Here is a 24,954-nt window from a genome sequence, read left to right as displayed (position 1 = left end):
TCCTGAACCTCACCGGCTCGCGCTCCGGAATGGATCCCGGATCTCCGCTTCGCTGCGTCCGGGATGACTCGCGCTTGAGAGTCGCAGATAGCCCTAGAACTAGAAGAACCGCGCGAGGTTGCGGCGGATCCGCTCCAGCGGCACCTCGCCAGCCGGGGGCGCGACGAAATCCTGGCCGGTGATGGTCTCGAAGGCGCGGACATAGACATCCGAAGTCTGGGCTATCAGCTCCGGCGGGATCGGCGGCAGCTCTTCCTTGTAAGGGTCGCAGCGGGCCACGACCCAGTTGCGGACGAAGTCCTTGTCGAAGGAATCAGGCTTCTCTCCGGCCTCGAAGCGCTGGGGATAGCTGCCGGCCATCCAGTAGCGGCTGGAATCGGGGGTGTGGATTTCGTCGGCGAGCAGGATCGTGCCGTCGGCATCGGTGCCGAACTCGTATTTGGTGTCCGCCAGGATCAAACCGCGCTGCGCGGCCATGGCCTGTCCGCGCGCAAACAGTGCCAGCGCGTAGCGGCTCACCGTCTCCCATTGCTCGCGGGTCAGGAGCCCGTCGGCGACGATGTGGGCGGCGGAGAGCGGTTCGTCATGGCCGCCATCGAAGGCCTTGCTGGTCGGGGTGATGATCGCCTCGGGCAGTTTCTCGTTGTCACGCAGGCCGTCGGGCAGGCGCACGCCGTACATCTCGCGCAGGCCCTGCTTGTACATGGTCAAGATCGAGGTTCCGGTGGTGCCGGCAAGATAGCCCCGCACCACGATCTCGACCGGGAGGATGTCGAGCCGCCTGCCGATGACGACGTTGGGATCGGGATATTCGAGGACATGATTGGGGCAGATGTCGGCGGTGTGCTCGAACCAGTAACGCGCCGTCTGCGTCAGCACCTGTCCCTTGAAGGGAATCGCGGCGATCGCCCGGTCGAAGGCGCTCAGGCGGTCCGTCGAGATCAGAATACGCCGGCCGTCGGGCAGATCGTAATTCTCGCGGACCTTGCCGCGGTAATAGCTCGGAAGCTCGGGGATGAAGGCATCTTCAAGCGCCAGAGGTTGGGTCATGTCGGCATCGCCCGGTCGCGGCGCCCACGCGGCATGCGCGGACGCGGTTCGAGCGTTCTAGACAGTCGGCGCGCGCACGCCAACCGCTGCGGCCGCATCGCTCCTCGGCACGGGGTCGCCGATTGCCCCGGAGTGGCACATATGGCATGCGGATTAGGCGTCGCCCTCGCGGTCTCGATACTGTGAGATGCCCTTCCATAGTTCCGTCGCGTTTGGCGGGTGTGTTGCCGCCCGACACGATCCGGCCTTGGCTCGCGCAGGGCCAGCCCTGGGCAAGGATCGTCAGGCTGATATCGAGACCGACGAGCAGGTGACGTGATCCGAACGGCGATGACAGCGAAACCTTTCTGGCCGCGATTTGGGCGGCTGCCGCGTGCGATGCGCCTCGGCGCAGCGCTGCTGGCGCTGGCTGCCATGAGCGGCGCCGCGCTTGCGCAATCGCCGTCCTGTGCCGCGTGGCGTTCGGAGCTTGCCAGCCTGCAGGGGCAGCGTGGCGGCGGTGATGCGCGCGCGGCGCAGATGGCACAGCGCGTCGGCGCCCAGCTCGCCCAGGCAACGAGCCAGTATCGCAGCATAGGTTGCGAGCGCGGCGGCTTTTCCATTTTCGGCGATGGACCGCCGCCGCAATGCGGCGGCTTGCGGGCCCAGATCGGCCAGCTGCAAGCGCAATATGGCCAGCTGCAGCAGCAGGCACAGGGCGGTGGCATCGAGCAGCGCCGTGCCCAACTCGCCGCTGCCATCAACAACAATTGCCGAGCGCAGCCGCGCGGCTTCTTTGAGACGATCTTCGGACTCGAGCCGCGCCGGGGCGAGATCGATTCGACGCTGCCTGAACTCGATCCCGAGCAGCCGCTCGAGCCGGAAAAGCCGCGCTTGGGCGGGCCGCAGACCGTCTGCGTGCGCAGCTGCGACGGCTTCTTCTTTCCGCTCGCCAACAATCCCGGCGGCCGCGATGGCTCCGACGAGATGTGCCAGGCGCTCTGCCCCGGCGTGGAAACGCATGCCTATGGCATGAGCAACGGTGGCGACATCCAGAATGCGGTCGCGCGTGCGACCGGGCAGCCCTATTCATCACTGCCCAATGCCGGAAAGTACCAGCGCAGCTTCGATGCCACCTGCACCTGCCGCGGCCAGGGCCAGAGCTGGGCGCAGGCTTTGAAGGAAGCCGAATACCTGCTCGACAAGCGCAAGGGCGACATCATCGTCACCGAGCAGCGGGCTGCCGAGCTGTCTCGCCCGAAAGAGGTCAAGCCCGATCCGAAGCGGCGCGGCGCAGCGCCTGCACCGACAGTGCAACCAGCTGCGGTGCCTGATATTCCCGACGAGAAGCCGCTGCCGTCGGAGAATTCGCCGACATCCGGCACGGAATCGGCGGGCGTCGGCCCCAGTTCAGTCGGCGAGCGCGTGCTCGACAAGGGCGACGGCTTGAAGCGCGAGACGCGCAGCGTCACCGGCGAACGCCGTACGGTGCGAATCGTCGCTCCGAATCTGGCGCCGAATCTCGGCCCGGCGACGGCCAGGCCCTGAGAATTCCATTTAAGTTCCATGCATGAAAGACATGGTCGCCGCGCGAGGTTGGACAACCTCGCCGCTGGACGCATGGCATTTGCAGCGCAATAGAGGGGTAACCGCCCACCCCGTTTGCCTGGAAAAGCCGCCGGACCGTGCCCTGTTCGTACCGCAGCGGCGGGCCGGATGAGGTTCTGACGACGCCGGGCCCAGAGGCCGCCATGTCAGAGACAACCGCGACAACCCATCCGCACCCGATCGAGATGGCCGACGCCAAGCGTCGCATCAAGGCGATCTTCGTCGGCTCCGTCGGCAACCTCGTCGAATGGTACGATTTCTACGCCTACACCGCCTTCTCGCTGTATTTCGCGCCGGCCTTCTTCCCCTCGAGCGACCCGGTGGTGCAGCAGCTCAACGCGGCGACGCTGTTTGCCGCCGGCTTCATCGTGCGGCCGCTCGGCGGCTGGCTCTTTGGCCATATCGCCGACCGCTACGGACGGCGGCTTTCGCTGACCATCTCCGTGCTGATGATGTGCTTTGGCTCGTTGATCATCGCGTTGACGCCGACCTATGCCACGATCGGGTTCGCGGCGCCCGCTCTGCTGGCGCTGGCGCGGATCATCGAGGGCCTGAGCCTCGGCGGCGAATGCGGGGCGAGCGCGACCTATCTCTCCGAGATCGCCGATCCCGAGCATCGCGGCTTCTATTCGAGCTTCCAATACGTCACGCTGATCGGCGGACAGCTCACCGCGATCCTCGTCCTGCTGCTGCTCCAGAACGTCTTCCTGACGCATGAGCAGCTCGTCGCCTGGGGCTGGCGCATTCCCTTCGTCATCGGCGCCATGCTCGCGATCACCGCCATGTTCATGCGGCGCCACATGCACGAGACCGAATCCTTCACGGAAGCCAACAAGAACCCGGTGAAGCGCGAAAGCTCGATCCGGGGGCTGATGCGCTATCCGCGCGAGATCGCCATCGTCGTCGGCCTGACGGCTGGCGGCACGGCAGCCTTCTACACGTTCACCACCTATATGCAGACCTTCGTGCGCCAGACGGCGGGCTTCTCCGACATCACCACCACCTATGTCATCGCGGGATCGCTGATCTTCGCGGCGATCCTGCAGCCGATCTATGGCGCGATCTCCGACCGGATCGGCCGCAAGCCGATGCTGATCTTCTTCGGCGTCTGCGGCACGCTCCTGACCGTGCCGCTGCTGACGACGCTGGCCGGCACCAAATCGCCCTGGATGGCCTTCCTGCTGATCTCCGGCGCCTGGATTTTCGTCGCCGGCTACACCTCGATCAACGCGGTGGTGAAGGCCGAGCTGTTCCCGACCGCGATCCGCGCGACGGGCATTGCGGTGCCCTATGCAGTGACCGTCTCGATCTTCGGGGGCACGGCGCCCGCGATCGCGCTGTGGTTCAAGCAGCAGGGCCACGAGCAGTGGTTCTTCTACTATCTCGCCGGCGTGATCTTCGTCTCGCTGCTGGTGTATTCGACGATGCGCGACACCAAGCACGCCTCGGCGATGAATCGACACGATTGAGGGAGGTCGCGCGCGTCATGGTCGGGCTTGACCCGACCATCTCGGAAACCAGAGACCTCTGGTCATGAGATTCTCGGGTCGCTGCCTTGCAGCGCCCGAGAATGACGCAGCACCCCGGAATGACAGCCGTTCAGGCGTTCTCGCCCTTCAGCCGCTTCAGCGCCTTCTCCCGGCCGATCAGCGGCAGCAGGGCCGCCAGTTCGGGGCCATGGTCCTGCCCGGTCAGAGCCTGGCGCAAAGGCATGAACAGGGCCTTGCCCTTGGCGCCCGTCGCGGCCTGCACCGCTGCGGTCCAGGCCTTCCACGTCGTCGCGTCGAAAGGCTCGGGCGGCAGCACGGTGGCCGCCGTCGCGGCGAAGGCGGAATCGCCGATCACCGGCGAGAGCGGGCCGCGCACGACCTCGTCCCAAATACGGACCTCGTCGAAGCGCGCGAGATTGCCGCGGATCGCGAGCCAGAAGGCCTCGCTGGCATCGACGCCGAGAGCGGCCAGCCGCGCTGCCACCTCCTCATGGGGAAGCTGGTGCAGCGTGCGGGCGCTGAGCGTCTCCAGATCATGCTCGTCGAACTTGGCCGGGGCGCGGGAGACATGGCCGAGATCGACCAGCCCCGCCAGTTCGTCGAGGCTGGCGACGGGGCGCACGGCATCCGACGAACCTGTCAGGATCGCGAGCGCAGCGACCGCCAGCGGCTCGATGCCGGCCTCGCGCAGGCCGCGCAGCGACAGATGGCCGAGACGCTTCGACAGCCCCTCACCGCTCGCCGTGGTCAGCAGATTGTGGTGGCCGAAGGCCGGCAGGCCAGCGCCCAGCGCCTCGAAAATCTGGATATGCACCGCCGTGTTGGTGACATGGTCCTCGCCCCGGATGATGTGGGTGATGCCGGTCTGCGCATCATCCACCACGGAGGGCAGATGGTAGAGATAGCTGCCATCCTCGCGGATCAGCACCTGGTCGGAGAGCGAGGCGCAATCGACATGGGCGTCGCCACGGATCAGGTCGTTCCAGGCGACCACGCGCGGCTCCAGCAGGAAGCGCCAATGCGGCTTGCGCCCCTCGGCCTCGAGCTTCGCCTTGTCCTCGTCGGTGAGTTTCAGCGCGGCGCGGTCATAGACCGGCGGCAGGCCGCGCGCGAGCTGGCGCTTGCGGCGACGATCGAGCTCGTCGGCGGTCTCGTAGCAGGGGTAAAGCCGCCCCGAGGCCCGCAGACGCTGCGCCGCCTCGTCATAGAGCGGCAGGCGCTGCGACTGGCTGATCACCAGATCGGGCACGATGCCGAGCCAGGCCAGATCCTCGGCGATCCCTTCAGCGAATTCCGGCTTCGAGCGCGCGAGATCGGTGTCGTCATAGCGCAGCATGAAGCGGCCGCCATGACGGCGCGCATAGAGCCCGTTGAACAGCGCCGAGCGGGCGTTGCCGATATGCAGATAGCCCGTGGGCGACGGGGCGAAGCGCAGGAGAGGTGAGGCTGTCATGGCGGCGCTTATGGCGCTTTTGGCCGCAAGGGACAATCGCCTCCCGATCCCCGGGGCAGCACGGAACCGGGTGTTGCAACGCAACATGTTTCGCGACTAGAAGAGATCATTCGAACGGACCCGGTGAAAATCCGGGTGGCTCTTCCGGCCGCCGATCCGCCGGACAACCCCAATGTCGATCAGGCCGAACCCTGCCCGCTGCGCAGGTGCCGATCGCTCGCGGGTTCATCAATGTCAAAAATCGCATCCTATCGCCGCGAATGGTTCTCCAACATCCGGGCCGACATCCTGTCAGGCATCGTCGTCGCGCTCGCGCTGATCCCCGAGGCGATCGGCTTCTCGGTCATCGCCGGCGTCGATCCCAAGGTCGGGCTCTATGCCTCCTTCGCCATCGCCTGCGTGTCGGCCTTCGTCGGCGGGCGCCCGGGCATGATCTCGGCCGCGACCGCCGCCACGGCCGTGCTGATGGTCACGCTGGTGAAGGAGCACGGCCTGCAATACCTCTTCGCGGCGACGATCCTGATGGGGCTGATCCAACTCGGTGCCGGCGCTTTGCGGCTCGGGCGGCTGATGAATTTCGTGTCGCGCTCGGTCATCACCGGCTTTGTCAACGCGCTCGCGATCCTGATCTTCATGGCGCAGCTGCCGGAGCTGATCGGCGTGCCGAAACTGACCTATGCGATGATCGCGGCGGGCCTGGCGATCATCTATCTCTTGCCTCTCGTGACAAAGGTCATCCCTTCGCCGCTCGTCGCCATCGTCGTTCTGACGGCGGTCGCATGGGGCTTCGGCTTCGATCTGCGCACCGTCGGCGATCTCGGCGAGCTGCCCTCGACCCTGCCCGTCTTCGCGCTGCCGCAGGTGCCGCTGACCTTCGAGACGCTGAAGATCATCTTCCCCTATTCCGTCGCGCTCGCTGCCGTCGGCCTGTTGGAATCGCTGCTCACGGCGCAGATCGTCGACGACATGACGGAGACCGGCAGCAACAAGAGCCAGGAATGCTATGGTCAGGGAGCGAGCAACATCGCCTCGGCGCTGATCGGCGGCATGGGCGGCTGCGCCATGATCGGCCAGTCGGTGATCAACGTGACCTCGGGCGGGCGCGGCAGGCTCTCGACCTTCGTCGCCGGCGCCTTCCTGCTGTTCCTGATCGTCGCGCTCGGCGATCTCGTGCGGATCATCCCGATGGCAGCGCTCGTCGCCGTGATGATCATGGTCTCGATCGGCACTTTCTCCTGGCGCTCGATCCTCGACCTTCGCAGCAACCCGCTGCCCTCCTCGGTGGTGATGCTGGCGACGGTGACGACCGTCGTCGCCACGCACGACCTCGCCAAGGGCGTGCTGGTCGGCGTCCTGCTCTCGGGCGTGTTCTTCGCCGGAAAGGTCGCGCGGTTGGTGGCGGTCGAGAAGCGCGATGGCGCCGATGGCGCGGCGACGGACTATGTCGTGCGAGGCCAGATCTTCTTCGCCTCGACGGAAAGCTTCCTGGCGGGCTTCGCGTTCGACGAGCGGCCGAGCACCGTGACCATCGACCTCACCCATGCGCATTTCTGGGACATCTCGGCGATCGGTGCGCTCGACAAGGCGGTGCTGCGCTTCCGCAAGAATGGTGCGGAGGTCAGCGTGCTCGGGCTGAACGAAGCCAGCGCGACGATGGTCGATCGCTTCGGGCGGCACGACAAGGCGCATGCGGGCGCCTCGCCCGTGCATTGAGCGGCGACGGAGCCCGACGAGGCGCCCCGTCAGAAATCGAAGCTTTCGCCGCCCGCCCGGCCGACGCCCCTGACCAGTGCAGGATCGGGCGCATGGGCCGCCTCGCCCGTATCGGAGAAGGCATTGACGATCGGATAGCGCCGGTCGCGGCCGAGGTTGCGGCGGGTGATCTTCACGCCCGGCGCAGCCTGGCGGCGCTTGTATTCGGCGCGGTGCAGCAGGCGCTCGACGGCCAGAACCGTATCGCGATCATGCCCTGCCGCGATGATGTCGGCGACGCGCTCTTCGCGCTCGATCAGGGCGATCAGGATGGCGTCGAGCACCTCATAGGGCGGCAACGAGTCCTGATCGGTCTGGTCCTCGCGCAGTTCGGCGCTGGGCGGCCGGATCAGGATCGCCTCGGGGATGACGATGCCGTCCGGGCCTCGGGCGCCGTCCGGCTTCCAGCGGTTGCGCAGGGCGGCGAGGCGAAAGACGTCGGTCTTGTAGAGGTCCTTGATCGGATTGAAGCCGCCATTCATGTCGCCGTAGAGCGTGGCATAGCCACAGGACATCTCCGACTTGTTGCCGGTCGTCACCAGCATCCAGCCGAATGTGTTGGAGAGCGCCATCAGCAGCGTGCCGCGAGTGCGGCTCTGCAGGTTTTCCTGCGTGACGCCGGGGGCGCGGCCAGCGAACAGGCCCGCCAGAGCAGATCGATAAGCCTCGACCGTGCCAGCGATCGGGATGGTCTCGTAGCGGACACCGAGCGCCTGCGCGCAGGCCTGCGCATCTGCGAGACTCTGCGGAGCTGTGAAGCGCGAGGGCATCATCACGCAGGTGACGCGGTCGGCGCCCAGCGCATCGACGGCGATGGCGGCGCAGAGCGCGGAGTCGATGCCGCCGGACAGGCCGAGCACGACGCCGGGGAAGCCGATCTTGTCGACATAATCGCGCAAGCCCAGCACGCAGGCGGCATAGTCGGCCTCGTCGCCGGTCTCGATCGCTGCGATTTCGCCCGGCAGGCAGCGCCAGCGGCCCGCCTCGCGCAGCCAGTCGGTCATGACCATCGCCTCGCGGAAGGCCGGGAGCTGCTGCGTCAGGTTGCGGTTTGCGTCGAGCACGAAGGAGGCGCCGTCGAAGACGAGCTCATCCTGGCCGCCGACCTGGTTGAGGTAGACCAGAGGCAGGCCGGTCTCGACCACGCGCGCCACCGCGACATTCATGCGCTCGTCACTGATGCCGCGCCGGAAGGGCGAGCCATTGGGCGAGAGCAGGATCTCGGCGCCGGTCTCGGCCAGGCACTCGGCGACCTCCTCGCTCCAGATGTCCTCGCAGATCGGCAAGCCGAGGCGGACAGCGTCGCGAAACAGCACCGGGCCGGGCAGCGGACCGGCTGAGAACAAGCGCGCCTCGTCGAAGACGCCGTAATCGGGCAGCGCCACCTTGAAGCGTACCGCCTGGATCACCCCGCCATCGAGCAGCGCACAGGCGTTGTAGAGCTTGCCGCCCTCGACCCAGGGCAGGCCGAGCAGGACGGCGGGGCCGCCATCGCCGGTTTCGCGCGCCAGAGCCTCGCAGGCCTTGCGGCAGGCGTCCTGGAAGGCCGGCTTCAGGACGAGATCCTCTGGCGGGTAGCCGCAGAGGAAGAGCTCGGGGACCATGACGAGGTCGGCGCCGGCCTCCCCGGCCCTGCGCCTGAACGCGCGTACACGATCAGCGTTGCCCGCGACATCGCCGACGGTCGGGTTGGATTGCGCAAGCGCGAGACGGAAGGAGGTCGCGGTCATGGTTGGGCTGTAGCGCGACCGGCCCGACCGGGCAACGGAGCCAACGACGGCCAAGCATGCAGATGACGGCCGGCGCTTAACCCGACGTTAGGGTTAATCGCGCATGAATCGCTTACGAGCCGCTCTTGCACGATTGCCGGCCGCCGTTCGGAGAAGCGATCATGCGTACCCGCCAGATCACCACGATGAGCCGAGTCCCCTTCGCCGCCTGCACGCTCATGGCCTGCATCCTGGGCGCAGCGACGGCCTCGCATGCCGCCGACTACCCGGTCCTGCGCGGCTCGCAGATCGACGAAGCGCCGCCCGCGCCGGAATTCGACAGCAATACGAAATGGTCAGGCTTCTATGTCGGCGGCGGCGCTGGCGTCTCGGCCACGACGTTCAAGCCGGGCAACGGCCTGCAAGATCTGGCGAATTTTGCCTTCCGCAACACGACGCTCGGCAGCGAGGTCAATATGGGGTCGCTGGTCGCCAACCTGCCCTCCAAGCGCGACAGCGGATCAACCTTCTTTGGTTTCACAGGTTATAATTTCGCGTTCGGCGACGCCATTCTCGGCCTTGAGGTCGACTACACCCGCGCCAATCACGAATATCTCGTCAGCGATTTTATCGGCCGGCGCTTCACCACCTCGGACGGCACGGTCAATGACTTTTCGCTGACGACGCGGCAAGGCGCCGAACTATTGGACTACGGCACGGCACGCATCCGGATGGGATGGGCCTATGGCCGGATCATGCCGTTCGCGACGGTCGGCGGGGCCGTCGGGCGCTTCAACACGGTCTCGACAATCGACGCGACCTGGCGCTTCTCCCGCGTCGACCCTGTCACCGGCGCGATCCAGAACAACGTCGTGGCGGCAGGCTATCCGCTGCGGGTCGGCGAGACCAAGCAGAATGTCTACGGCTTCGGTCTCTCGGCTGGCCTCGGCGTCGACATGGCGCTGACGGACAACCTGTTCCTGCGCGCGGAGTACCAGATCATCCGCTTTGCCGATGTCGAGGGAACATCGACCACGGTCAATACGGCGCGTGTCGCGGCCGGTCTGAAGTTCTGACAGCTACCGTCTGGACATGAAAAAGCCGGGGCAATCGCCCCGGCTTTCTTATTGATAGCAGCACGGGGGCAGAGCTTACTCCGCCGCCTCGACCTCCGGCCGCGCCCGGCCCGAGCGCTCGCGCTTGACCAGTTCAGCGACGAGGAAGGCGAGTTCCAGCGCCTGCTCGGCGTTGAGGCGCGGGTCGCAGACCGTGTGGTAGCGGTCGTTCAGATCCGCATCCGTCATGCCGCGCGCGCCGCCGGTGCATTCGGTGACGTTCTTGCCGGTCATCTCCAGATGCAGGCCGCCGGCATGGGTGCCTTCGGCCTGGTGGACGGCGAAGAAGTTCTTCACCTCGGTCATGATCAGGTCGAACGGCCTTGTCTTGTAGCCGCTCGCCGCCTTGACCGTGTTGCCGTGCATCGGGTCGCAGGACCAGACGACATTCCGGCCTTCGCGCTTGGTGGCGCGCACCAGCGCCGGCAGGTTGTCGAACACCTTCTCAGCGCCGAAGCGGGCGATCAGCGTCAGGCGCCCCGGCTGGTTTTGCGGATCGAGCACCTCGATCAGCTTGAGCAGGCCGTCGACCGTGGTCGAGGGGCCGCATTTCAGGCCGATCGGGTTCCTGATGCCGCGGAAGAACTCGACATGAGCATGGTCGAGCTGGCGCGTCCGATCACCGATCCAGAGCATGTGGCCGGAGGTGTCGTAATACTCGCCCGTGGTCGAATCCGTGCGCGTCATCGCCTGCTCGTAGCCGAGCAGCAGCGCCTCGTGGCTGGTGTAGAAATCCGTCGTACGCATCTCGGGATGCGTCTCGGGATCGATGCCGATGGCGCGCATGAAGTCGAGCGCCTCGGTGATGCGCTCGGCGACCTCGTTGTATTTCGAGGAGGCCGGCGCATCCTTGACGAAGCCCAGCATCCAGCGATGCGCGTTGTCGAGATTGGCGTAGCCGCCGGTCGCGAAGGCGCGGATCAGGTTCAGCGTCGCCGCCGACTGCCGGTAGGCCTCGATCTGGCGGCGCGGATCAGGGATGCGCGCCTCGGGCGTGAAGGCGTTGTCGTTGACGATGTCGCCCTTGTAGCTCGGCAGCTCGATGCCACCGATCGTCTCGGTGGGAGCCGAGCGCGGCTTGGCGAACTGGCCGGCGATGCGCCCGACCTTCACCACGGGCGAACCGCCGGCAAAAGTCAGCACCACCGCCATCTGCAGGAAGAGCCGGAAGAAATCGCGGATGTTGTCGGCCGAGTGCTCGCCGAAGCTCTCGGCACAGTCTCCGCCCTGGAGCAGGAAGGCCTCGCCGCTTGCGACTTTCGCGAGCGCCTTCTTCAGCTTGCGCGCCTCACCCGCAAAAACGAGCGGCGGAAAGCCGGCGAGCTGCTGCTCGACCGCCCTCAGGGCTGCCTGGTCCGGATAATCCGGGATCTGCTGGACGGGCTTTGCCCTCCAGCTCTCGGGCGTCCAACGCTCCGACATGGTCCTGCTCCTGACATCAATCCGCGCCGGTTAACCTCTTTGAAGCGCGAAGGCGGGCCTATACACCCATGACGCAGCGAAGGCCACCGTGCCGATCAGGCGTCACACGCCGGGCCGAACTGCGTCATGGTTAGCAAAAGCTGAATCGTTTCAGGCGTCTGCGGCCATCGGCTTACGAATCGATTCCGGTGGTTGAGACAGCGGTTCAACGACCTGCGTCGGCGATTCAACGCGTTTCGATTTTGAATCAATCAAAGTCGGCGGGCGTCGCCGGGCGCTCAAGCCACTTTGATGTCGGTGCGACCGAAGTCGTCGCCCTTGAACAGCAACGCTGCCCTGAGGTGCCTGGCGGTCGCGTAGGAGAAGCAATCGCCTAGGTTCAGGATGCCCGGCCTGCCGCCGCCCATGCCGTAGCGCTCTGATGCGTTGATCGCGAGCGCGGTGATCGCGATGTCGGGGGCGACGGGCCCGATGCTGGCGGACTCCATGAACTCTTCGACGATTGCCAGCCCATCAGAACGCGAACAGTCCTTCCAGCGCGCGATTGCACACGCCGCCTCCCACATCGAGACGGTCGAGATTGAACGATCCGCATCGGAGGACAGGCGCGAAGCCAACGCTTCAGCGTCCGGTTCCTCGGCCAGCACCGACACGATAGCCGACGCGTCGACGACGATCACCGCCGCTCGTCCTCTCCGTTCAGTTCGTCATAGAACGCGCGATCCGGGACCGGCCCCCTGCTCGGCATAGCGGCGACTCTCGCCCGTAGTGGCGCGAGCTTCTCCCACAGCGTCGGCTCGGCAGCCTCGCGCTCGGCCTTTTCGCGAAGCGCTTCGTGGACGATCTCCGTCAAACCCTTGCCGTGTTTGCTGGCGAGCTTGCGGGCCAGCGCCTCGACCTCGTCGTTCTTGATGCTGATGCCCATCGAAAGCACCTCGTTCTAGAATGGCTTCTGCCGGTTCTAGAATACGCTCGACAGGGCCTTGACGCAATCGTCCGGCCCTACCCCGCCCGCGGCGTCCGCATCGTCACCAGCTCTTCCGCAGCGCTGGGATGCAGTGCGATGGTGCGGTCGAAATCGGCCTTGGTCGCGCCCATTGTCACGGCGATCGCGACTGCCTGGATGATCTCGCCTGCATCATGGCCAAGGACGTGGACGCCCAGCACCTTGTCCGTCTTCGCGTCGACGACGAGCTTCATATAGATGCGCTCCGCCCGGCCCGAGATCGTCGCCTTCATCGGTCGGAAGGCGGATTCGAAGATGCGCAGTTCGTGGCCCGTTGACGCCGCCTGCACCTCCGACAACCCGACCGTGCCGATCTCGGGCGTGGTGAAGACAGCCGAGGCGACGGTCGCATGGTTCATCTGCCAGGGCTTGCCGCCGAAAACCGTGTCCGCGAAGGCATGCCCCTCCCGGATCGCCACGGGCGTCAGGCTGATGCGGTTGGTGACGTCGCCCACCGCATGGATCGAGGGCACGTTGCTGGCGGAGTTCGCGTCGACGACGACCTCACCAAGCGGCCCCAGTTCGACGCCGGCCTCGGCGAGACCAAGGCCCACCGTTTTGGGGCGTCGGCCGGTCGCGACCAGCACGACGTCGGCATCGATCGGCGCCCCTTTTGCGCAATGAGCCCGGCGCGAACCATCCGCCAGAAGCTCGATACGCTCGACGGTGCAGCCGAGGCGGAAATGGATGCCTGCACGTTCGAGCGCATCGCGCAGCCTCGTGCGGATGTCCTCGTCGAAGCCGCGCAGGATGTTGTCGCCGCGATGCAGGACCGTGACCTCGACACCGAGGCGCACGAACAGGCTGGCGAATTCCAGTGCGATATAGCCGCCGCCGACGACGAGCATGCGCTTGGGCAGCGTCGGCAGATGGAAGATCTCGTTGGAGGAGATGCCGAGGTCGCCGCCCGGGATCGGGGGATCGAAGGCAGGCCAGCCGCCGGTCGCCACCAGGATATGCCGCGCGCGGATCGTCTCGCCGCTTTTTGACAGGCGAACCGTATTGGCATCGACGACCGTTGCGCGCTCCTCGCGGATCGCGACGCCGGCCCCGTCGAGCCCCTTGCGATAGAGGCCCGACAGCCGCGTCACTTCATTGGCGACAGCATCACGAAGGGTCGGCCAGTCGAAGCTCGGCTTTGCAACCGTCCAGCCGAAACCGGCGGCATCCTCGATGTCCTCGGCGAAGCGGCTGGCATAGACGAAAAGCTTCTTGGGCACGCAGCCGCGGATCACGCAGGTGCCGCCGATACGGTCCTCCTCCGCGATCATGACACGGGCGCCGTGGCCGGACGCGATGCGCGCCGCGCGGGTGCCACCGGAGCCAGCCCCGATGACGAAGAGATCGACGTCGAATTCAGCCATGGCATCCTCTAAAGCTTCGAGCAGCCGACGTGGCGCTGCAGCCCGCCGGTGGCGTAGCGATTACGCCATGGCGGGAGGGACTGCCAGTGGGCTTCGACCAGACGGAGCTGGTCGCGTCTCGCGAAATCTCTTGACTCATGATTGCGCAATCAGGCGCAATTGACATCCAAGCGCTGTGCCCGCAGTGGCAAGCTGGACGCCTTTACAAGAACGCGCGGGGAAGCCGCGCCGGAGGAAACCATATGCTTACATCCCTTCTGAAGCGCGGCGCCATCGCGGCGGTCGCCGTCGTCGGCCTCTCGACTGCCGCCTTCGCCCAGCTCGAGCTGAAGATCATGGCCCCAGCCTCGCCCGGCGGCGGTTGGGACGGCACCGCACGCTCGATGCAACAGGCGCTGATGGCGTCGGGCATCGCCAAGAGCGCGCAGGTCAACAATGTCACCGGCGCCGGCGGCACGATTGGCCTGTCTCAATTGATCAACGCCAAGGGCGACGGCTCGCAGCTGATGGTCAACGGCTTCGTCATGGTCGGCGCGATCCTGCTCAACAAGTCGCCGGTGAACCTGACGCAGGTGACGCCAATCGCGCGACTGACGGCTGAGGCGGAGGTCATCGTCGTGCCGACGGACTCGCCGCTGAAAACTGCGAAGGACCTGGCCGACCGCCTCAAGGCGGACCCCGCCAAGGTGACCTGGGCCGGCGGTTCGGCCGGCGGCACGGACCATATCCTCGCGGCGATGTTCGCGCAGGCGGTCGGCGCAGACGCCAAGAAGATCAACTACATCCCCTTCTCGGGCGGCGGCGAGGCCCTGGCGGCGATGCTCGGCGGGCGTGTCACGGCCGGCATCTCCGGCTATGGCGAGTTCGAGGGCCAGATCAAGGCCGGCAAGCTGCGTGTTCTGGCCGTGTCTTCGCCCAAGCGCCTGGCGAATGCGCCGGATGCGCCGACGCTCAAGGAACAGGGCATCGATCTCGAACTCCTGAACTGGCGTTCGGTCGTTGCCCCTCCGGGCCTGTCCGCCGATCAGGAGAAGGTCCTGCAGGAGGCTGTCGCGAAGCTCGTCAAGACGAAAGAATGGACCGACATTCTGAAAGCGCGGGGCTGGGACGACGCCTATCTCGGCGGCGCCGAATTCGCCGCCTTCCTGAAGGCCGAGATCGAGCGTGTCGGCAAGGTCATGCACGATGTCGGGCTGGTGAAGTAAGCCAGGCATCATCGCCAAAGCGGAAAAGGGGCCGGGCGACCGGCCCCTTTTCTCGCCTCAAGACATTCTCTTCGCTACGCCAACCACGCCGCCGCGCCCCGGAATCGCCATGACGAATGAAAAACTGACACAAGGTGCCGATCGGCCAGCCCTGATCGTCGGCGTGCTTCTGCTGATCGTGGCCGCCTTCGTCGGTTACGATGCCTCGCAGCAGACCATCGTCTCGAATTACGGCATCGGCCCGACCGCCATGCCCTATGTCGTCTGTACCGGCCTGGTTGCGCTCGGGCTGGCGCATTTCTTCGTCGCCTTTCGCGGGGGGCTGCCGAAGCCCGACGCCGCCGATAGCGGCGCGCTGCTCTGGATCGTGGCGGGACTTGTCGCGCTGATCGCGTGCATCGCGCTGGGCGGCGGTTTCGTCATCGCCATCACGATCGTGTTTGCCTGCACGGCACGCGGCTTCGGCCGCCGAGCCTTGCTGGTCGACGCGCTCATCGGCTTCGTGCTCGGGCTCGTGATCTTCCTCGTCTTCGCCAAGCTTCTGACGCTGCTGCTCCCGGCGGGGCCGCTCGAACGCCTGTTCATCTGAGGAGCGGCCCCATGGAAACCACCGTCGCACTCCTCAACGGCTTCAGCGTCGCGCTTGAGCCCTCGAAACTGCTGTTCTGCCTGGTCGGCGTCTTTCTCGGGACCGCCGTTGGCGTGCTGCCCGGCATCGGCCCGGCGCTGACGGTCGCGCTGCTGCTGCCGGTCACTTTCAAGCTCGACCCGGCCGGCTCGATCATCATGTTCGCCGGCATCTATTACGGCGGCATGTATGGCGGATCGACGACTGCGATCCTGCTGAACGCGCCCGGTGAAAGCGCCTCGCTGGCAACTGCGCTCGAAGGCTCCAAGATGGCCAAGGCCGGTCGCGGCGGGCCGGCCCTGGCGACATCCGCCATCGGCTCCTTCGTCGCCGGCACGATTGCGACGCTCGGGCTCGCGTTCCTCGCGCCCTGGCTGGTCGAAATCGCGGTCAAGTTCGGGCCGTGGGACTATTTCGCCCTGATGATCGTCGCCTTCGTCACCGTCTCGGCGACCTTCGGCGATTCGCCGCTGCGCGGTCTCACCAGCCTGTTCCTGGGCATCACGCTCGGGCTGATCGGCATCGACAAGCTCACCGGCCAGGCGCGCCTGACCTTCGGCGTGCCCGACCTTTTGAACGGCGTCGAGGTGACGACGCTGGCGGTCGGACTGTTTGCGGTCGGCGAGGCACTCTATGTCGCCAGCAAGCGCTTCCGCGATCCCGAGGAGATCATCCCGATCAGGGGCTCGCTCTGGATGACCAGGCAAGACTGGAAGCGCTCCTGGGCGCCCTGGCTGCGTGGCACCGCCTTCGGCTTCCCGATCGGCGCATTGCCTGCCGGCGGCGCCGAGGTGCCGACCTTCCTGTCGTATTCGACCGAAAAGCGGCTTTGCAAATATCCCGACGAGTTCGGCAAGGGCGCGATCGAGGGCGTGGCGGGGCCCGAGGCTGCCAACAACGCCTCGGCGGCCGGCACGCTGGTGCCGCTCCTGACGCTGGGCCTGCCGACCTCGGCGACGGCGGCGATCATGCTGGCCGGTTTCCAGCAATACGGGCTCAACCCGGGGCCGCTGCTGTTTGCCGAGAAGCCCGATCTGGTCTGGGGCCTGATCGCCTCGCTGTTCATCGCCAACGTCATGCTGGTGATCATCAACCTGCCGCTGATCGGCATCTGGGTCCGGCTGCTGGCGATCCCGCAGCCCTGGCTCTATGCCGGCATCCTGGTCTTCGCGACGATGGGCACGGTCGCCGTCAACGCCTCGCCGGTCGAACTCGGCATGCTCTTCGTCTTCGGCTATCTCGGCTATCTGATGCGGCGCTACGACTATCCGGTCGCGCCGATGGTGGTCGGGCTGATCCTGGGGCCGATGGCCGAGGCGCAGCTGCGCCGGGCTCTCCAGATCAGCCTCGGCGACCCGATGATCCTGCTGGAAAACCCGATCTCGGCGACGCTGCTGGGTCTGGCCTTCATCGCGCTGGTCGCTCCCTTCGCGATGAAGGGGCTGAACAAATTCAAGGCGGCGGAAGACTGACGGCGTCATTGCGAGCGTAGCGACGCGATCCAGACGGTCTCGCTCGGCGGCCCCTGGATTGCGTCGTCGCTGTGCTCCTCGCAATGACGGTTGCGGGCGCTATCGACCCACCAACCCCAACCGGACCAGGCTCTCGCCCGTTGCGGCCAGCGCCTCAGCGGCGGGGCGCGGTTCCCAGCCCAGCATGGCGCGCGCCTTGGCGCTGGAGGCGGTCTTGGTGCGGCCGAGTTCCGGCGTCGCGGCCTGCCGCGCTGCGGCGCTGAAGCGCGCGACGAGGCGCACGAGCCAGTCCGGCAGCACGCGGGTCGAAACCTTGTCGGCCGCTGGGCCGAGCCGGTCCTTCAACGCCTGGGCGATCTGCTGCATGCTCAGGAAATCGCCGGCCGTGGCGATGAAGCGCTCGCCGGCGGCGGCCGGATCCGTCATCGCCTTCAGATGCAGATCGGCGACGTCGCGGACATCGACGACGCCGAACATCAGCCGCGGAAGTGCGGGCAGTTTGCCTTCGAGCATGCTCCTGATCAGCAGGATCGAGGCCGACAGGTCGGGGCCGAGCAGCGGGCCGAAGATACCGACAGGGTTGACGACCGCCAGTTCCAGCCCCCTGCCCTGCCCGTCGATGAACTCCCAGGCGGCCCGCTCGGCCAGCGTCTTCGATTTCGGATAGGCGGCGAGACCCGGCACTGATGCATCCGTCCAGTCGCTCTCGGCATAGGGGCGCGTCAGCCGCTTGCCGTAGCCGATCGCGGCGAAGGACGAGGTCAGCACGACACGCTCGACGCCGGCGGCATGGGCTGCGCGCAGCACCCGCAACGTGCCTTCGCGTGCCGGACGAATCAGTTCGTCTTCGTGTTTGGGCGCGGCGCTCGACAATGGCGAAGCGACGTGGAGGACATAGCGGCAGCCCGCCACGGCTTCCGTCCAGCCCGCATCTTGGGTCAGATCGGCTGGGACAACGCTCAGCCGCTCTCCCGCGTCGACCCCCGCCGCTGCGAGCGCGCCGCGCAAACCGGCTTCCCGATGCGGCGATCGCAAGGTGGTGCGAACCTCATGGCCGGCCGCCAGCAAGGCCAGGATACAATGCCCGGCCAGGAAGCCGGAACCGCCGGTGACGAGGACGGGTTCGCCGTTCATGCAGAGATTCCGTTCGATCGCGAGGGAATAAGGCGGGACGTGCCGACACGCGGCACACAGGGCGGAGGCAGTCGAGAATGTGCGCCGTCTCGATGAACAACTGCGGCGCAAATGTGTTCATACCGTGCCGGCCATCGCCTGCGACCGGAGCGAGGATATGTCATGAGCGATATCGCATTGCCCCCTGCCGCCGCGCCGGAGACGAAAGCCGAGCCGAGCCTGCACCGGGTGATGGGCCCCTGGCTGCTGCTGCTCTTCATCGTCGGAGACATCCTCGGCACCGGCATCTATGCGCTGACCGGACAGGTCGCCAAGCAGGTCGGCGGGGTGGTCTGGCTGCCCTTCCTCATCGCCTTCGTCGTGGCGATGGTGACGGCCTTCAGCTATCTCGAACTGGTCACCAAATACCCGAAGGCGGCAGGCGCCGCGCTCTATACCCACAAGGCCTTCGGCATCCACTTCATCACCTTCATCGTCGCCTTCGCGGTGATGTGCTCGGGCATCACCTCTGCCTCGACGGCGTCCCGGGCCTTCGCCGCGAACATGTCGAACGCGTTCAATCTCGGCCTGTCGGGCAGCTTCGGCATCACCGCGATCGGGCTCGGCTTCATGGCGCTGGTCGCGGTGGTCAATCTGCGCGGCGTCGGCGAGAGCGTGAAGGCCAATGTCGTCCTGACCTGCGTCGAACTCACCGGCCTGCTGATCATCATCGGCATCGGCCTGATGGCGATCATGGCCGGCCAGGGCGATGTCTCGCGCGTGCTCGAATTCAAGACCACGGGCGATGGCGGCGCCTTCTGGCCGGTGATCGCGGCGACCACGCTGGCCTTCTTCGCGATGGTCGGCTTCGAGGATTCGGTCAACATGGCCGAGGAGTGCAAGAATCCAAGCCGCATCTTTCCCAAGGTGCTCCTGGCCGGCCTCGTCATCACCGGCGTGATTTATGTGCTGGTTTCGATCTCGGCGATCACGCTGGTGCCGCCGGAGCAACTCGGTGAGGGCGAGACGCCGCTGCTGAAGGTGGTGCAGGCCGGCGCTCCGAACTTCCCGCTCTGGATCTTCGGCTTCATCACCATGTTTGCGGTCGCCAACAGCGCGCTGATCAACATGCTGATGGCGAGCCGGCTGGTCTATGGCATGAGCCGCGAGCATGTGCTGCCGCCCGTGCTGGGCAAGGTCCATGCGACGCGCCGCACGCCCTATATCGCGATCGGCTTCACCACCCTGCTCGCCTTCGGCCTGATCACCTTCGTCGGGGAAGTTCCGGCGTTGGGTGGGACGACGGCGCTGCTGTTGCTCTGCGTCTTCACGGTGGTGAACATCGCCGTGTTGGTGCTGCGCAAGGACACAGTCGAACACGACCATTTCCGCACCCCGACCGTGCTGCCCGTGCTCGGCGCGCTGGCCTGCGCCTTCTTCGCCGGCCCCTGGACCGGGCGGGACGTCGTCCAGTACGAGATCGCCGGCGTGCTGATCGGCATTGGCATGCTGCTCTGGGTGGTGACCGTGATGGTCAACCGCACCGCAGGCATGCGGCCGACCGGGCCGCTCGAGGAGGACGTCGTCCGAAAGGGGCCGAAGAACTGACGGCCGCCGCTTCTGCAACGCAAAAAGCCGCCGGCACGAGGCCGGCGGCTAGTTCGCATTCATAACTGGCCGGGCTGGCGACTCAGATCTGGTGGCCGCGCTTGCGCATTTCCTCGCTGAAGCGGTCGAACAGGAAATTGCTGGTGTTGACGCTCCATGCCTGCAGCAGGCCGAAAATCTCGTCGAGCGCCTTGGGGCGCGCGGCGCTGTAGCGCTGGCCGACGGGCGACTTGAAGAAGGCGGCGACCTCCTTGAGATCCGCCTCGCTCATATGCTTTGCGAACAGGAATGCCGAGGAAGCGATGATTTCATCGCGCTTCCTTTCTGCTTCCGACTTCAGGGCGGCGATCACCTCGTCGGTGTCCTTGCGAAGCTCCGGCCGGGTGCTGACCACCATATCGCGAACGCGCACGCGGAATTCATTGTAGATCGACTCGAAGGATTCGGCGACGCCGGTCACCACGAGAACGTCCCTCGCCGCGAGCAGATGACTCTGCGGGATATCGGCCGGGGGGGCCGGGGTCGCGGTGGCGGGGGGCGTCGGCACCTGAGCCTGCACGGGCATCCCGACTACGAGCGCCAGGCTGACGGCTGCGCCGGCGAGATGGTAACGGATCATGGCGTAGGCCCCTTCATCATGCGCCATTCGCGCAATCATAGCTGTATCCCGGCCCGCGCCATTCCTGGCAGGCCGATCGCGTGATCGTCTCGGTGGCGCCCGGCCGGATTCGACTCAAGGCAGCCTCGATGCCGGATTGGGCATCAAGGGTCTCCATAGAGCATCGAACCTCAAAGTGGAAAGGTTTTAGGGCGGAGCGATGTCGCAGCTGGTGAGGCCACATCGGCAACCGGCCCCAAAATCCTACCCAGACCTGCCTAGTCGAGCGTTCCGACGATGGTCAGGCCGGTTGCGCTTGCGAGGATCGCCGCCGTCGCGAGGCCCAGGAACAGCCCGTGCTCGACAACACCGGGAATCCGCGCGAGGGCCGCCGCCAAAGCCTCCGGCTGCGCGATGGCGCCAAGATGCGCGTCGAGGATGTAGTGCCCCCCATCCGTTACAAGCACGGTGCCATCGGCCTTACGGCGCAAGACGAGTTCGCCGGCAGAGCCGACAGACGCGATCGCGGCCATGACGGCACGCCGGGTCACCTCCAGCCCGAAAGGAACGATCTCGATCGGCAACGGAAAGCGCCCGAGTTGCGTCACGAGCTTGCTGTCGTCGGCGATCACGACCATGCGCGCGGAGGCCGACGCGACGATCTTCTCGCGCAGCAGGGCCGCGCCGCCGCCCTTGATCAGGCGAAGCTCGCCATCGACCTCGTCGGCCCCGTCGATGGTGAGATCGAGCTCAGGCGTCTCTTCCAGCGTCGACATCGGGATACCAAGCGCGCGAGCCTGTGCCTCCGTGACTTCAGATGTCGAAACGCAGACGACGTCTAGCCCGTCCGCGACGCGCGCGCCGAGCATATCGACGAAATGCTTCGCCGTTGAGCCGGTTCCGAGGCCAAGCCTCATGCCAGGGCGCACCAGTTCGAGCGCGCGCGCCGCGGCGAGCTTCTTCAGATCGTCTGGTGTCACGCGCCGAGCCCGCCCATGAGCATGTATTTGATCTCGACGAACTCATCCATGCCGTGAAGCGAGCCCTCACGGCCGAGGCCCGATTCCTTGACGCCTCCGAAGGGCGCGACCTCGGTGCCCAGCATCGCGGAGTTGATGCCGACCATGCCGTATTCGAGCTCCTCCGCGACGCGGAAGGCGCGGCCAAGATCCTTTGAGTAGAAATACGCCGCCAGACCGAAGGGCGTGTCGTTGGCCATGGCGACGACCTCCTCCTCCGTCTTGAAGCGATAGACCGGCGCGACGGGACCGAAGGTCTCCTCGTTGGTCACCAGCATCTTCGTGGTGACGCCGGAGATCACGGTCGGCTCGTAGAAGGTGCGGCCGAGCGCATGGCGCTTGCCGCCGACCATGACCTTGGCGCCGTTGGCGACGGCATCAGCGACATGACGCTCGACCTTCTCGACCGCGCGCTCATTGATCAGCGGGCCCTGGACGACGCCGATTTCGGTGCCGTTGCCGACCTTCATCTTGGCGACCTCGCCAGCGAATTTGGCGACGAACTCGTCATGGATGCCGTCCTGCACGAAGAGGCGGTTGGTGCAGACGCAGGTCTGGCCCATATTGCGGAACTTGGCCGCGATCGCGCCCTGGACGGCGGCATCGACATCGGCGTCGTCGAAGACGATGAAGGGCGCGTTGCCGCCCAGTTCCAGCCCGACCTTCTTCACCGTCGAGGCCGCCTGCTGCATCAGGAGCTTGCCGACGGGCGTCGATCCGGTAAAGCCGATGAAGCGCACGGCGGGATGGCTCGTCATGACCTTGCCGATCGCGACTGCGTCACCCGTGACGATGTTCAGCACGCCCTTGGGGAAGCCGGCGCGGATGGCGAGCTCGATCAGGGCGAGCGCCGTCAGCGGGGTGTCGGGCGCGGGCTTGACCACGAAGGTGCAGCCGGCGGCGAGGCCGGGCGAGCACTTGCGGGTGATCATCGCGGCCGGGAAGTTCCAGGGCGTGATCGCGGCGCAGACGCCGACGGGCTGCTTGGCGACGATGATGCGCGAATTCGGGAAGGGCGAGGGAATCGTCTCGCCATAGATGCGCTTGGCTTCCTCGGCATAGAACTCGACGAAGGAGGCGGCATAGGCGACCTCGCCGCGCGCCTCGGTGATCGGCTTGCCCTGCTCGGCGGTCATGATCTGCGCCAGGTCCTCCTGGTTGGCCATGATCAGGTCGAACCACTTGCGCAGGATCTGCGAGCGCTCCTTGGCGCTCTTCTTCGCCCAGGGCTTGAAGGCGCGCGAGGCGGCCTCGACAGCCGCCGTCGTTTCGTCGGCGCCGAAGCGCGGCACCTTGGCCAGCACCTCGCCGGTGGCGGGGTTGTCGACCACATCGACGCCCTCGCCGATCCATGCGCCATCGACATGGCACTGCGACTTGAGGAGGGACGGATCGTTCAACTTCAGCATGACGGGCCTCGATGACGCGAATGAGAATTTGCGCTTGATCTAGCATGCCGGCGTCGCTGCTGACGACCAGCCGGCGGCGCATAACAGCAATAGGTCCTGCGCTTTTGCCCCGTCCCGGCGGCGGATTATTCCAGCGGGTTACTTCGCCTGCGCGGTGCACACGGTCTTGTCGTCGAAGACGTAGCAGATGCTCATCTCGCCGGTACGGATATTGACCCGGAAAATGCCGCCCTCGCGCTCATGGCGCGACGGCATCAGCGAATAGTCGCTCGGCGCCTGCGGCCCTGCCCCCTCACCCGGCGGGAAGCAGACGGTAACGCCGACGCCGCCCTCCTTCAGCTGGAACTGGCAGGCCGCAACCTCGCCGGTCGCCTTGTCGATGCGATAGACCCGGTTCAGGTCGGTCTGCGGCGCGGGCGCGAATTCGAAGGGCGCAGCCTGAGCAGCCCCCACCAGGGCCAGCCATCCGCCGGCAGCCAGGCCCAGCAATCGTCCAGGAGATGTCGACACCGCTATGGTCCCTTTCGCGAATCGGCGGCACGATAGCATCATTGCCGGGGCACGGGATGGCGGCTTCGCCGGTCTTGCGATGGCGGCTTCGCCGGTCTTGCCAAGCGGGGCGCCCGCGCCTTTAAGCACGGCAGCCACCGCACCACGAAAGAGCCGCAGATGAGCCTGCCCCCCATCGTCGTCTTCGATCTTGACGGCACGCTCGCCGAGACGGCGCCCGACATCATGCGCACGCTCAACGTCATCCTGGAGCGCGAGGGCCTGCCGGCGCTGCCGCTGGAGCGCGCGCGCGAACTGGTCGGCGCGGGGGCGCGGGCGCTGATCTCGCGCGGCTTCAAGGTTTCGGGCCGGCCGCTCGACGACGAGACGCTGGAGCGGCTCTTCGAGGAATTCCTGCTGATCTATGCCGAGGACGTCGCCTCGAACAGCTTCCTCTTCGATGGCGTGCTCGACGCGCTGGATACGCTGGCGGCCGAGGGCTATGCGCTGGCCGTTTGCACCAACAAGCCGATCCTGCACACGCGGCTGATTCTCGATCATTTCAAGATCGCGCAGCGCTTCGCGGCGGTGGCGGGGCGCGACAGCTTCCCGTTCCACAAGCCCGATCCACGGCACCTGACCCTGACGATCGAGGCTGCCGGTGCCGATCCGGCACGTGCCGTGATGATCGGCGATTCGCGCACCGACATCACAACCGCCCGCGCCGCCGGCATCCCCACGATCTGCGTGCCCTTCGGCTATACCGATGTGCCCATCGAAACGCTGGAGCCCGACCTGATCATCCAGCATTTCGACGCCCTGCCCGAGGCGGTGCGGCAGATCCTCGGCGGCGGGGGCGGTCAAGAGGCCGGCAACACAAGCGACGGGAAGGTCCCCGCACATTCTTGACGCCACAGCCGGCTGCGACTAGGAGAAGCGCCGGTGCGGGCGACTAGCTCAGCGGTAGAGCACTCCCTTCACACGGGAGTGGTCACAGGTTCGATCCCTGTGTCGCCCACCACCCAACCCACTGTCTTGCAAGGCTTTTTTGCTCTGCGGAGTGGCGCCAATCCGACGCAGTTCGGCGGGTTTCAATCGAACTTCAATCGCAAACAGCTTTGTTTTCGTCAGCTTCTGGAGTTCGCTGATGACGAAATCTGTCGCAATGGCGACGTCTTCGAGCGCTTCCACAGAAAATCCTTCGTAGTGATCGGTCGTTGCGGAGCCCTCTTCGACGACGTGACCGAGCCACATGGATCGGCGCTCGCGGGTCACCAGCGGGCAGAGTTTGCGGACCATCGTCGCCATGAACCGGCGCGTTGAATATTGCGTCAGATCAGGAACTCCGGCCTCGTCAGCGATTCGCTTGACGGCCTTCTGCACGGTGCCGACGCGCTTCAATTTGTAGACGAGCAGCGGGATTTCCTCGTTCGGCCTGCGGCCATACCGTTCCTGATAGCGATCG

At 66.1% G+C, this 24,954-nt stretch carries 22 protein-coding genes, 1 tRNA gene and 1 other annotated feature; of the genes, 11 read left to right on the top strand and 12 right to left on the bottom strand.

Annotation, left to right across the window (positions count from 1 at the left end; translation table 11 throughout):
* Nucleotides 1-99: 99 nt before the first annotated feature.
* Nucleotides 100-1,050, bottom strand: a complete 951-nt coding sequence (locus tag AE618_RS13260; protein ID WP_054209524.1) for a phosphoribosylaminoimidazolesuccinocarboxamide synthase — start codon at nt 1,048-1,050, stop codon at nt 100-102.
* Nucleotides 1,051-1,380: 330 nt separating this feature from the next.
* Between AE618_RS13260 and AE618_RS13255 the strand changes: the two genes are divergently transcribed.
* Nucleotides 1,381-2,577, top strand: coding sequence for a DUF2865 domain-containing protein (locus AE618_RS13255; RefSeq protein WP_054209523.1), 1,197 nt, complete (start codon nt 1,381-1,383; stop codon nt 2,575-2,577).
* A 203-nt stretch (nt 2,578-2,780) separates the two neighbouring features.
* The gene (locus AE618_RS13250; protein ID WP_054209522.1) at nt 2,781-4,106 is read left to right on the top strand and encodes an MFS transporter; all 1,326 of its coding nucleotides are present in this window, start codon (nt 2,781-2,783) and stop codon (nt 4,104-4,106) included.
* Between the two features lie 130 nt (nt 4,107-4,236).
* Here AE618_RS13250 and gltX read toward each other — a convergent pair whose 3' ends face one another.
* Entirely contained in the window at nt 4,237-5,580 is a 1,344-nt protein-coding gene (gene gltX / locus AE618_RS13245; RefSeq protein WP_054209521.1) for a glutamate--tRNA ligase, read from the bottom strand.
* A gap of 113 nt (nt 5,581-5,693) precedes the next feature.
* Nucleotides 5,694-5,749: a sequence feature (sul1 is cis-regulatory element that is thought to sense ions involved in sulfur or methionine metabolism; They are found in Alphaproteobacteria), on the top strand.
* Nucleotides 5,750-5,811: 62 nt separating this feature from the next.
* On the opposite strand from gltX, the gene AE618_RS13240 reads away from it, so the two are divergent.
* A complete protein-coding gene (locus AE618_RS13240) occupies nt 5,812-7,293 on the top strand; it encodes a SulP family inorganic anion transporter (protein WP_054209520.1) in 1,482 nt (493 codons plus the stop codon).
* Between the two features lie 29 nt (nt 7,294-7,322).
* Here AE618_RS13240 and AE618_RS13235 read toward each other — a convergent pair whose 3' ends face one another.
* The gene (locus AE618_RS13235) at nt 7,323-9,062 is read right to left on the bottom strand and encodes an NAD+ synthase (RefSeq protein ID WP_054209519.1); all 1,740 of its coding nucleotides are present in this window, start codon (nt 9,060-9,062) and stop codon (nt 7,323-7,325) included.
* Between the two features lie 161 nt (nt 9,063-9,223).
* Here AE618_RS13235 and AE618_RS13230 point away from each other — a divergent pair, with 161 nt between their 5' ends.
* On the top strand, nt 9,224-10,117 hold the full coding sequence (locus AE618_RS13230; protein WP_054209518.1) for an outer membrane protein: 894 nt from the start codon (nt 9,224-9,226) through the stop codon (nt 10,115-10,117).
* Nucleotides 10,118-10,192: 75 nt separating this feature from the next.
* Here AE618_RS13230 and AE618_RS13225 read toward each other — a convergent pair whose 3' ends face one another.
* From AE618_RS13225 to gor, 4 genes are all read right to left on the bottom strand, one after another.
* On the bottom strand, nt 10,193-11,578 hold the full coding sequence (locus AE618_RS13225) for a class II 3-deoxy-7-phosphoheptulonate synthase (RefSeq protein ID WP_054209517.1): 1,386 nt from the start codon (nt 11,576-11,578) through the stop codon (nt 10,193-10,195).
* Nucleotides 11,579-11,856: 278 nt separating this feature from the next.
* Nucleotides 11,857-12,258 carry a type II toxin-antitoxin system VapC family toxin gene (locus tag AE618_RS13220; RefSeq protein ID WP_054209516.1) on the bottom strand — a complete coding sequence of 134 codons (402 nt, stop codon included), beginning with the start codon at nt 12,256-12,258 and terminating at the stop codon, nt 11,857-11,859.
* The gene (locus AE618_RS13215) at nt 12,255-12,503 is read right to left on the bottom strand and encodes a type II toxin-antitoxin system VapB family antitoxin (RefSeq protein ID WP_054209515.1); all 249 of its coding nucleotides are present in this window, start codon (nt 12,501-12,503) and stop codon (nt 12,255-12,257) included. The genes AE618_RS13220 and AE618_RS13215 overlap by 4 nt, the downstream gene beginning before the upstream one ends.
* 77 nt (nt 12,504-12,580) lie before the next feature.
* Nucleotides 12,581-13,948 carry a glutathione-disulfide reductase gene (gor, locus tag AE618_RS13210; RefSeq protein WP_054209514.1) on the bottom strand — a complete coding sequence of 456 codons (1,368 nt, stop codon included), beginning with the start codon at nt 13,946-13,948 and terminating at the stop codon, nt 12,581-12,583.
* 242 nt (nt 13,949-14,190) lie between these two features.
* On the opposite strand from gor, the gene AE618_RS13205 reads away from it, so the two are divergent.
* The 3 genes from AE618_RS13205 to AE618_RS13195 all read left to right on the top strand — a co-directional run bounded on the left by AE618_RS13205 (nt 14,191) and on the right by AE618_RS13195 (nt 17,253).
* Entirely contained in the window at nt 14,191-15,153 is a 963-nt protein-coding gene (locus tag AE618_RS13205) for a Bug family tripartite tricarboxylate transporter substrate binding protein (protein WP_054209513.1), read from the top strand.
* A gap of 109 nt (nt 15,154-15,262) precedes the next feature.
* Nucleotides 15,263-15,742: a tripartite tricarboxylate transporter TctB family protein gene (locus AE618_RS13200; protein WP_054209512.1), complete on the top strand. Its 480-nt coding sequence runs from the start codon at nt 15,263-15,265 to the stop codon at nt 15,740-15,742.
* 11 nt (nt 15,743-15,753) lie between these two features.
* Complete coding sequence (locus AE618_RS13195) at nt 15,754-17,253, top strand: tripartite tricarboxylate transporter permease (RefSeq protein ID WP_054209511.1); 1,500 nt, start codon at nt 15,754-15,756, stop codon at nt 17,251-17,253.
* A 99-nt stretch (nt 17,254-17,352) separates the two neighbouring features.
* Here AE618_RS13195 and AE618_RS13190 read toward each other — a convergent pair whose 3' ends face one another.
* Complete coding sequence (locus AE618_RS13190) at nt 17,353-18,387, bottom strand: SDR family oxidoreductase (protein WP_054209510.1); 1,035 nt, start codon at nt 18,385-18,387, stop codon at nt 17,353-17,355.
* A 162-nt stretch (nt 18,388-18,549) separates the two neighbouring features.
* On the opposite strand from AE618_RS13190, the gene AE618_RS13185 reads away from it, so the two are divergent.
* On the top strand, nt 18,550-19,974 hold the full coding sequence (locus AE618_RS13185) for an APC family permease (RefSeq protein WP_054209509.1): 1,425 nt from the start codon (nt 18,550-18,552) through the stop codon (nt 19,972-19,974).
* 82 nt (nt 19,975-20,056) lie between these two features.
* On the opposite strand, the gene AE618_RS13180 is transcribed toward AE618_RS13185, so the two are convergent.
* From AE618_RS13180 to AE618_RS13165, 4 genes are all read right to left on the bottom strand, one after another.
* Complete coding sequence (locus AE618_RS13180) at nt 20,057-20,593, bottom strand: DUF2059 domain-containing protein (protein WP_197280772.1); 537 nt, start codon at nt 20,591-20,593, stop codon at nt 20,057-20,059.
* Nucleotides 20,594-20,850: 257 nt separating this feature from the next.
* Nucleotides 20,851-21,552 carry a ribose-5-phosphate isomerase RpiA gene (gene rpiA, locus AE618_RS13175; protein WP_054209507.1) on the bottom strand — a complete coding sequence of 234 codons (702 nt, stop codon included), beginning with the start codon at nt 21,550-21,552 and terminating at the stop codon, nt 20,851-20,853.
* On the bottom strand, nt 21,549-23,000 hold the full coding sequence (locus AE618_RS13170; RefSeq protein ID WP_054209506.1) for an NAD-dependent succinate-semialdehyde dehydrogenase: 1,452 nt from the start codon (nt 22,998-23,000) through the stop codon (nt 21,549-21,551). Before AE618_RS13170 ends, rpiA begins: the two co-directional genes overlap by 4 nt.
* Nucleotides 23,001-23,138: 138 nt before the next feature.
* On the bottom strand, nt 23,139-23,510 hold the full coding sequence (locus tag AE618_RS13165; protein WP_082365232.1) for a hypothetical protein: 372 nt from the start codon (nt 23,508-23,510) through the stop codon (nt 23,139-23,141).
* Nucleotides 23,511-23,669: 159 nt separating this feature from the next.
* Between AE618_RS13165 and gph the strand changes: the two genes are divergently transcribed.
* From gph to AE618_RS27985, 3 genes are all read left to right on the top strand, one after another.
* Nucleotides 23,670-24,398 (top strand): phosphoglycolate phosphatase, encoded by a 729-nt coding sequence (gene gph, locus AE618_RS13160; protein ID WP_082365231.1) that lies wholly within the window; start codon nt 23,670-23,672, stop codon nt 24,396-24,398.
* Nucleotides 24,399-24,435: 37 nt separating this feature from the next.
* A tRNA-Val gene (locus AE618_RS13155) sits at nt 24,436-24,510 on the top strand.
* Complete coding sequence (locus AE618_RS27985; protein WP_156330253.1) at nt 24,498-24,812, top strand: hypothetical protein; 315 nt, start codon at nt 24,498-24,500, stop codon at nt 24,810-24,812. Before AE618_RS13155 ends, AE618_RS27985 begins: the two co-directional genes overlap by 13 nt.
* Nucleotides 24,813-24,954: the final 142 nt, after the last annotated feature.

Source organism: Allobosea vaviloviae (assembly GCF_001298265.1).
In the GTDB taxonomy this organism is placed as follows: domain Bacteria; phylum Pseudomonadota; class Alphaproteobacteria; order Rhizobiales; family Beijerinckiaceae; genus Allobosea; species Allobosea vaviloviae_B.
The sequence above is the reverse complement of the archived record's forward strand: the minus strand, read 5'-3'. Positions and strand labels throughout refer to the sequence as shown.

Bases quoted from the DNA above. Each gene is read 5' to 3' on its own strand.
- AE618_RS13185 (WP_054209509.1), top strand. From the start codon at position 18,550: ATGAGCGATATCGCATTGCCCCCTGCCGCCGCGCCGGAGACGAAAGCC.
- gph (WP_082365231.1), top strand. From the start codon at position 23,670: ATGAGCCTGCCCCCCATCGTCGTCTTCGATCTTGACGGCACGCTCGCC.
- gltX (WP_054209521.1), bottom strand. From the start codon at position 5,580: ATGACAGCCTCACCTCTCCTGCGCTTCGCCCCGTCGCCCACGGGCTAT.
- AE618_RS13170 (WP_054209506.1), bottom strand. From the start codon at position 23,000: ATGCTGAAGTTGAACGATCCGTCCCTCCTCAAGTCGCAGTGCCATGTC.
- AE618_RS13190 (WP_054209510.1), bottom strand. From the start codon at position 18,387: ATGAACGGCGAACCCGTCCTCGTCACCGGCGGTTCCGGCTTCCTGGCC.
- AE618_RS13225 (WP_054209517.1), bottom strand. From the start codon at position 11,578: ATGTCGGAGCGTTGGACGCCCGAGAGCTGGAGGGCAAAGCCCGTCCAG.
- AE618_RS13255 (WP_054209523.1), top strand. From the start codon at position 1,381: ATGACAGCGAAACCTTTCTGGCCGCGATTTGGGCGGCTGCCGCGTGCG.
- AE618_RS13200 (WP_054209512.1), top strand. From the start codon at position 15,263: ATGACGAATGAAAAACTGACACAAGGTGCCGATCGGCCAGCCCTGATC.
- AE618_RS13250 (WP_054209522.1), top strand. From the start codon at position 2,781: ATGTCAGAGACAACCGCGACAACCCATCCGCACCCGATCGAGATGGCC.
- AE618_RS13235 (WP_054209519.1), bottom strand. From the start codon at position 9,062: ATGACCGCGACCTCCTTCCGTCTCGCGCTTGCGCAATCCAACCCGACC.
- AE618_RS13180 (WP_197280772.1), bottom strand. From the start codon at position 20,593: ATGATCCGTTACCATCTCGCCGGCGCAGCCGTCAGCCTGGCGCTCGTA.
- AE618_RS13240 (WP_054209520.1), top strand. From the start codon at position 5,812: ATGTCAAAAATCGCATCCTATCGCCGCGAATGGTTCTCCAACATCCGG.
- AE618_RS13215 (WP_054209515.1), bottom strand. From the start codon at position 12,503: ATGGGCATCAGCATCAAGAACGACGAGGTCGAGGCGCTGGCCCGCAAG.
- AE618_RS13230 (WP_054209518.1), top strand. From the start codon at position 9,224: ATGCGTACCCGCCAGATCACCACGATGAGCCGAGTCCCCTTCGCCGCC.
- AE618_RS13195 (WP_054209511.1), top strand. From the start codon at position 15,754: ATGGAAACCACCGTCGCACTCCTCAACGGCTTCAGCGTCGCGCTTGAG.
- AE618_RS13205 (WP_054209513.1), top strand. From the start codon at position 14,191: ATGCTTACATCCCTTCTGAAGCGCGGCGCCATCGCGGCGGTCGCCGTC.
- gor (WP_054209514.1), bottom strand. From the start codon at position 13,948: ATGGCTGAATTCGACGTCGATCTCTTCGTCATCGGGGCTGGCTCCGGT.
- AE618_RS13260 (WP_054209524.1), bottom strand. From the start codon at position 1,050: ATGACCCAACCTCTGGCGCTTGAAGATGCCTTCATCCCCGAGCTTCCG.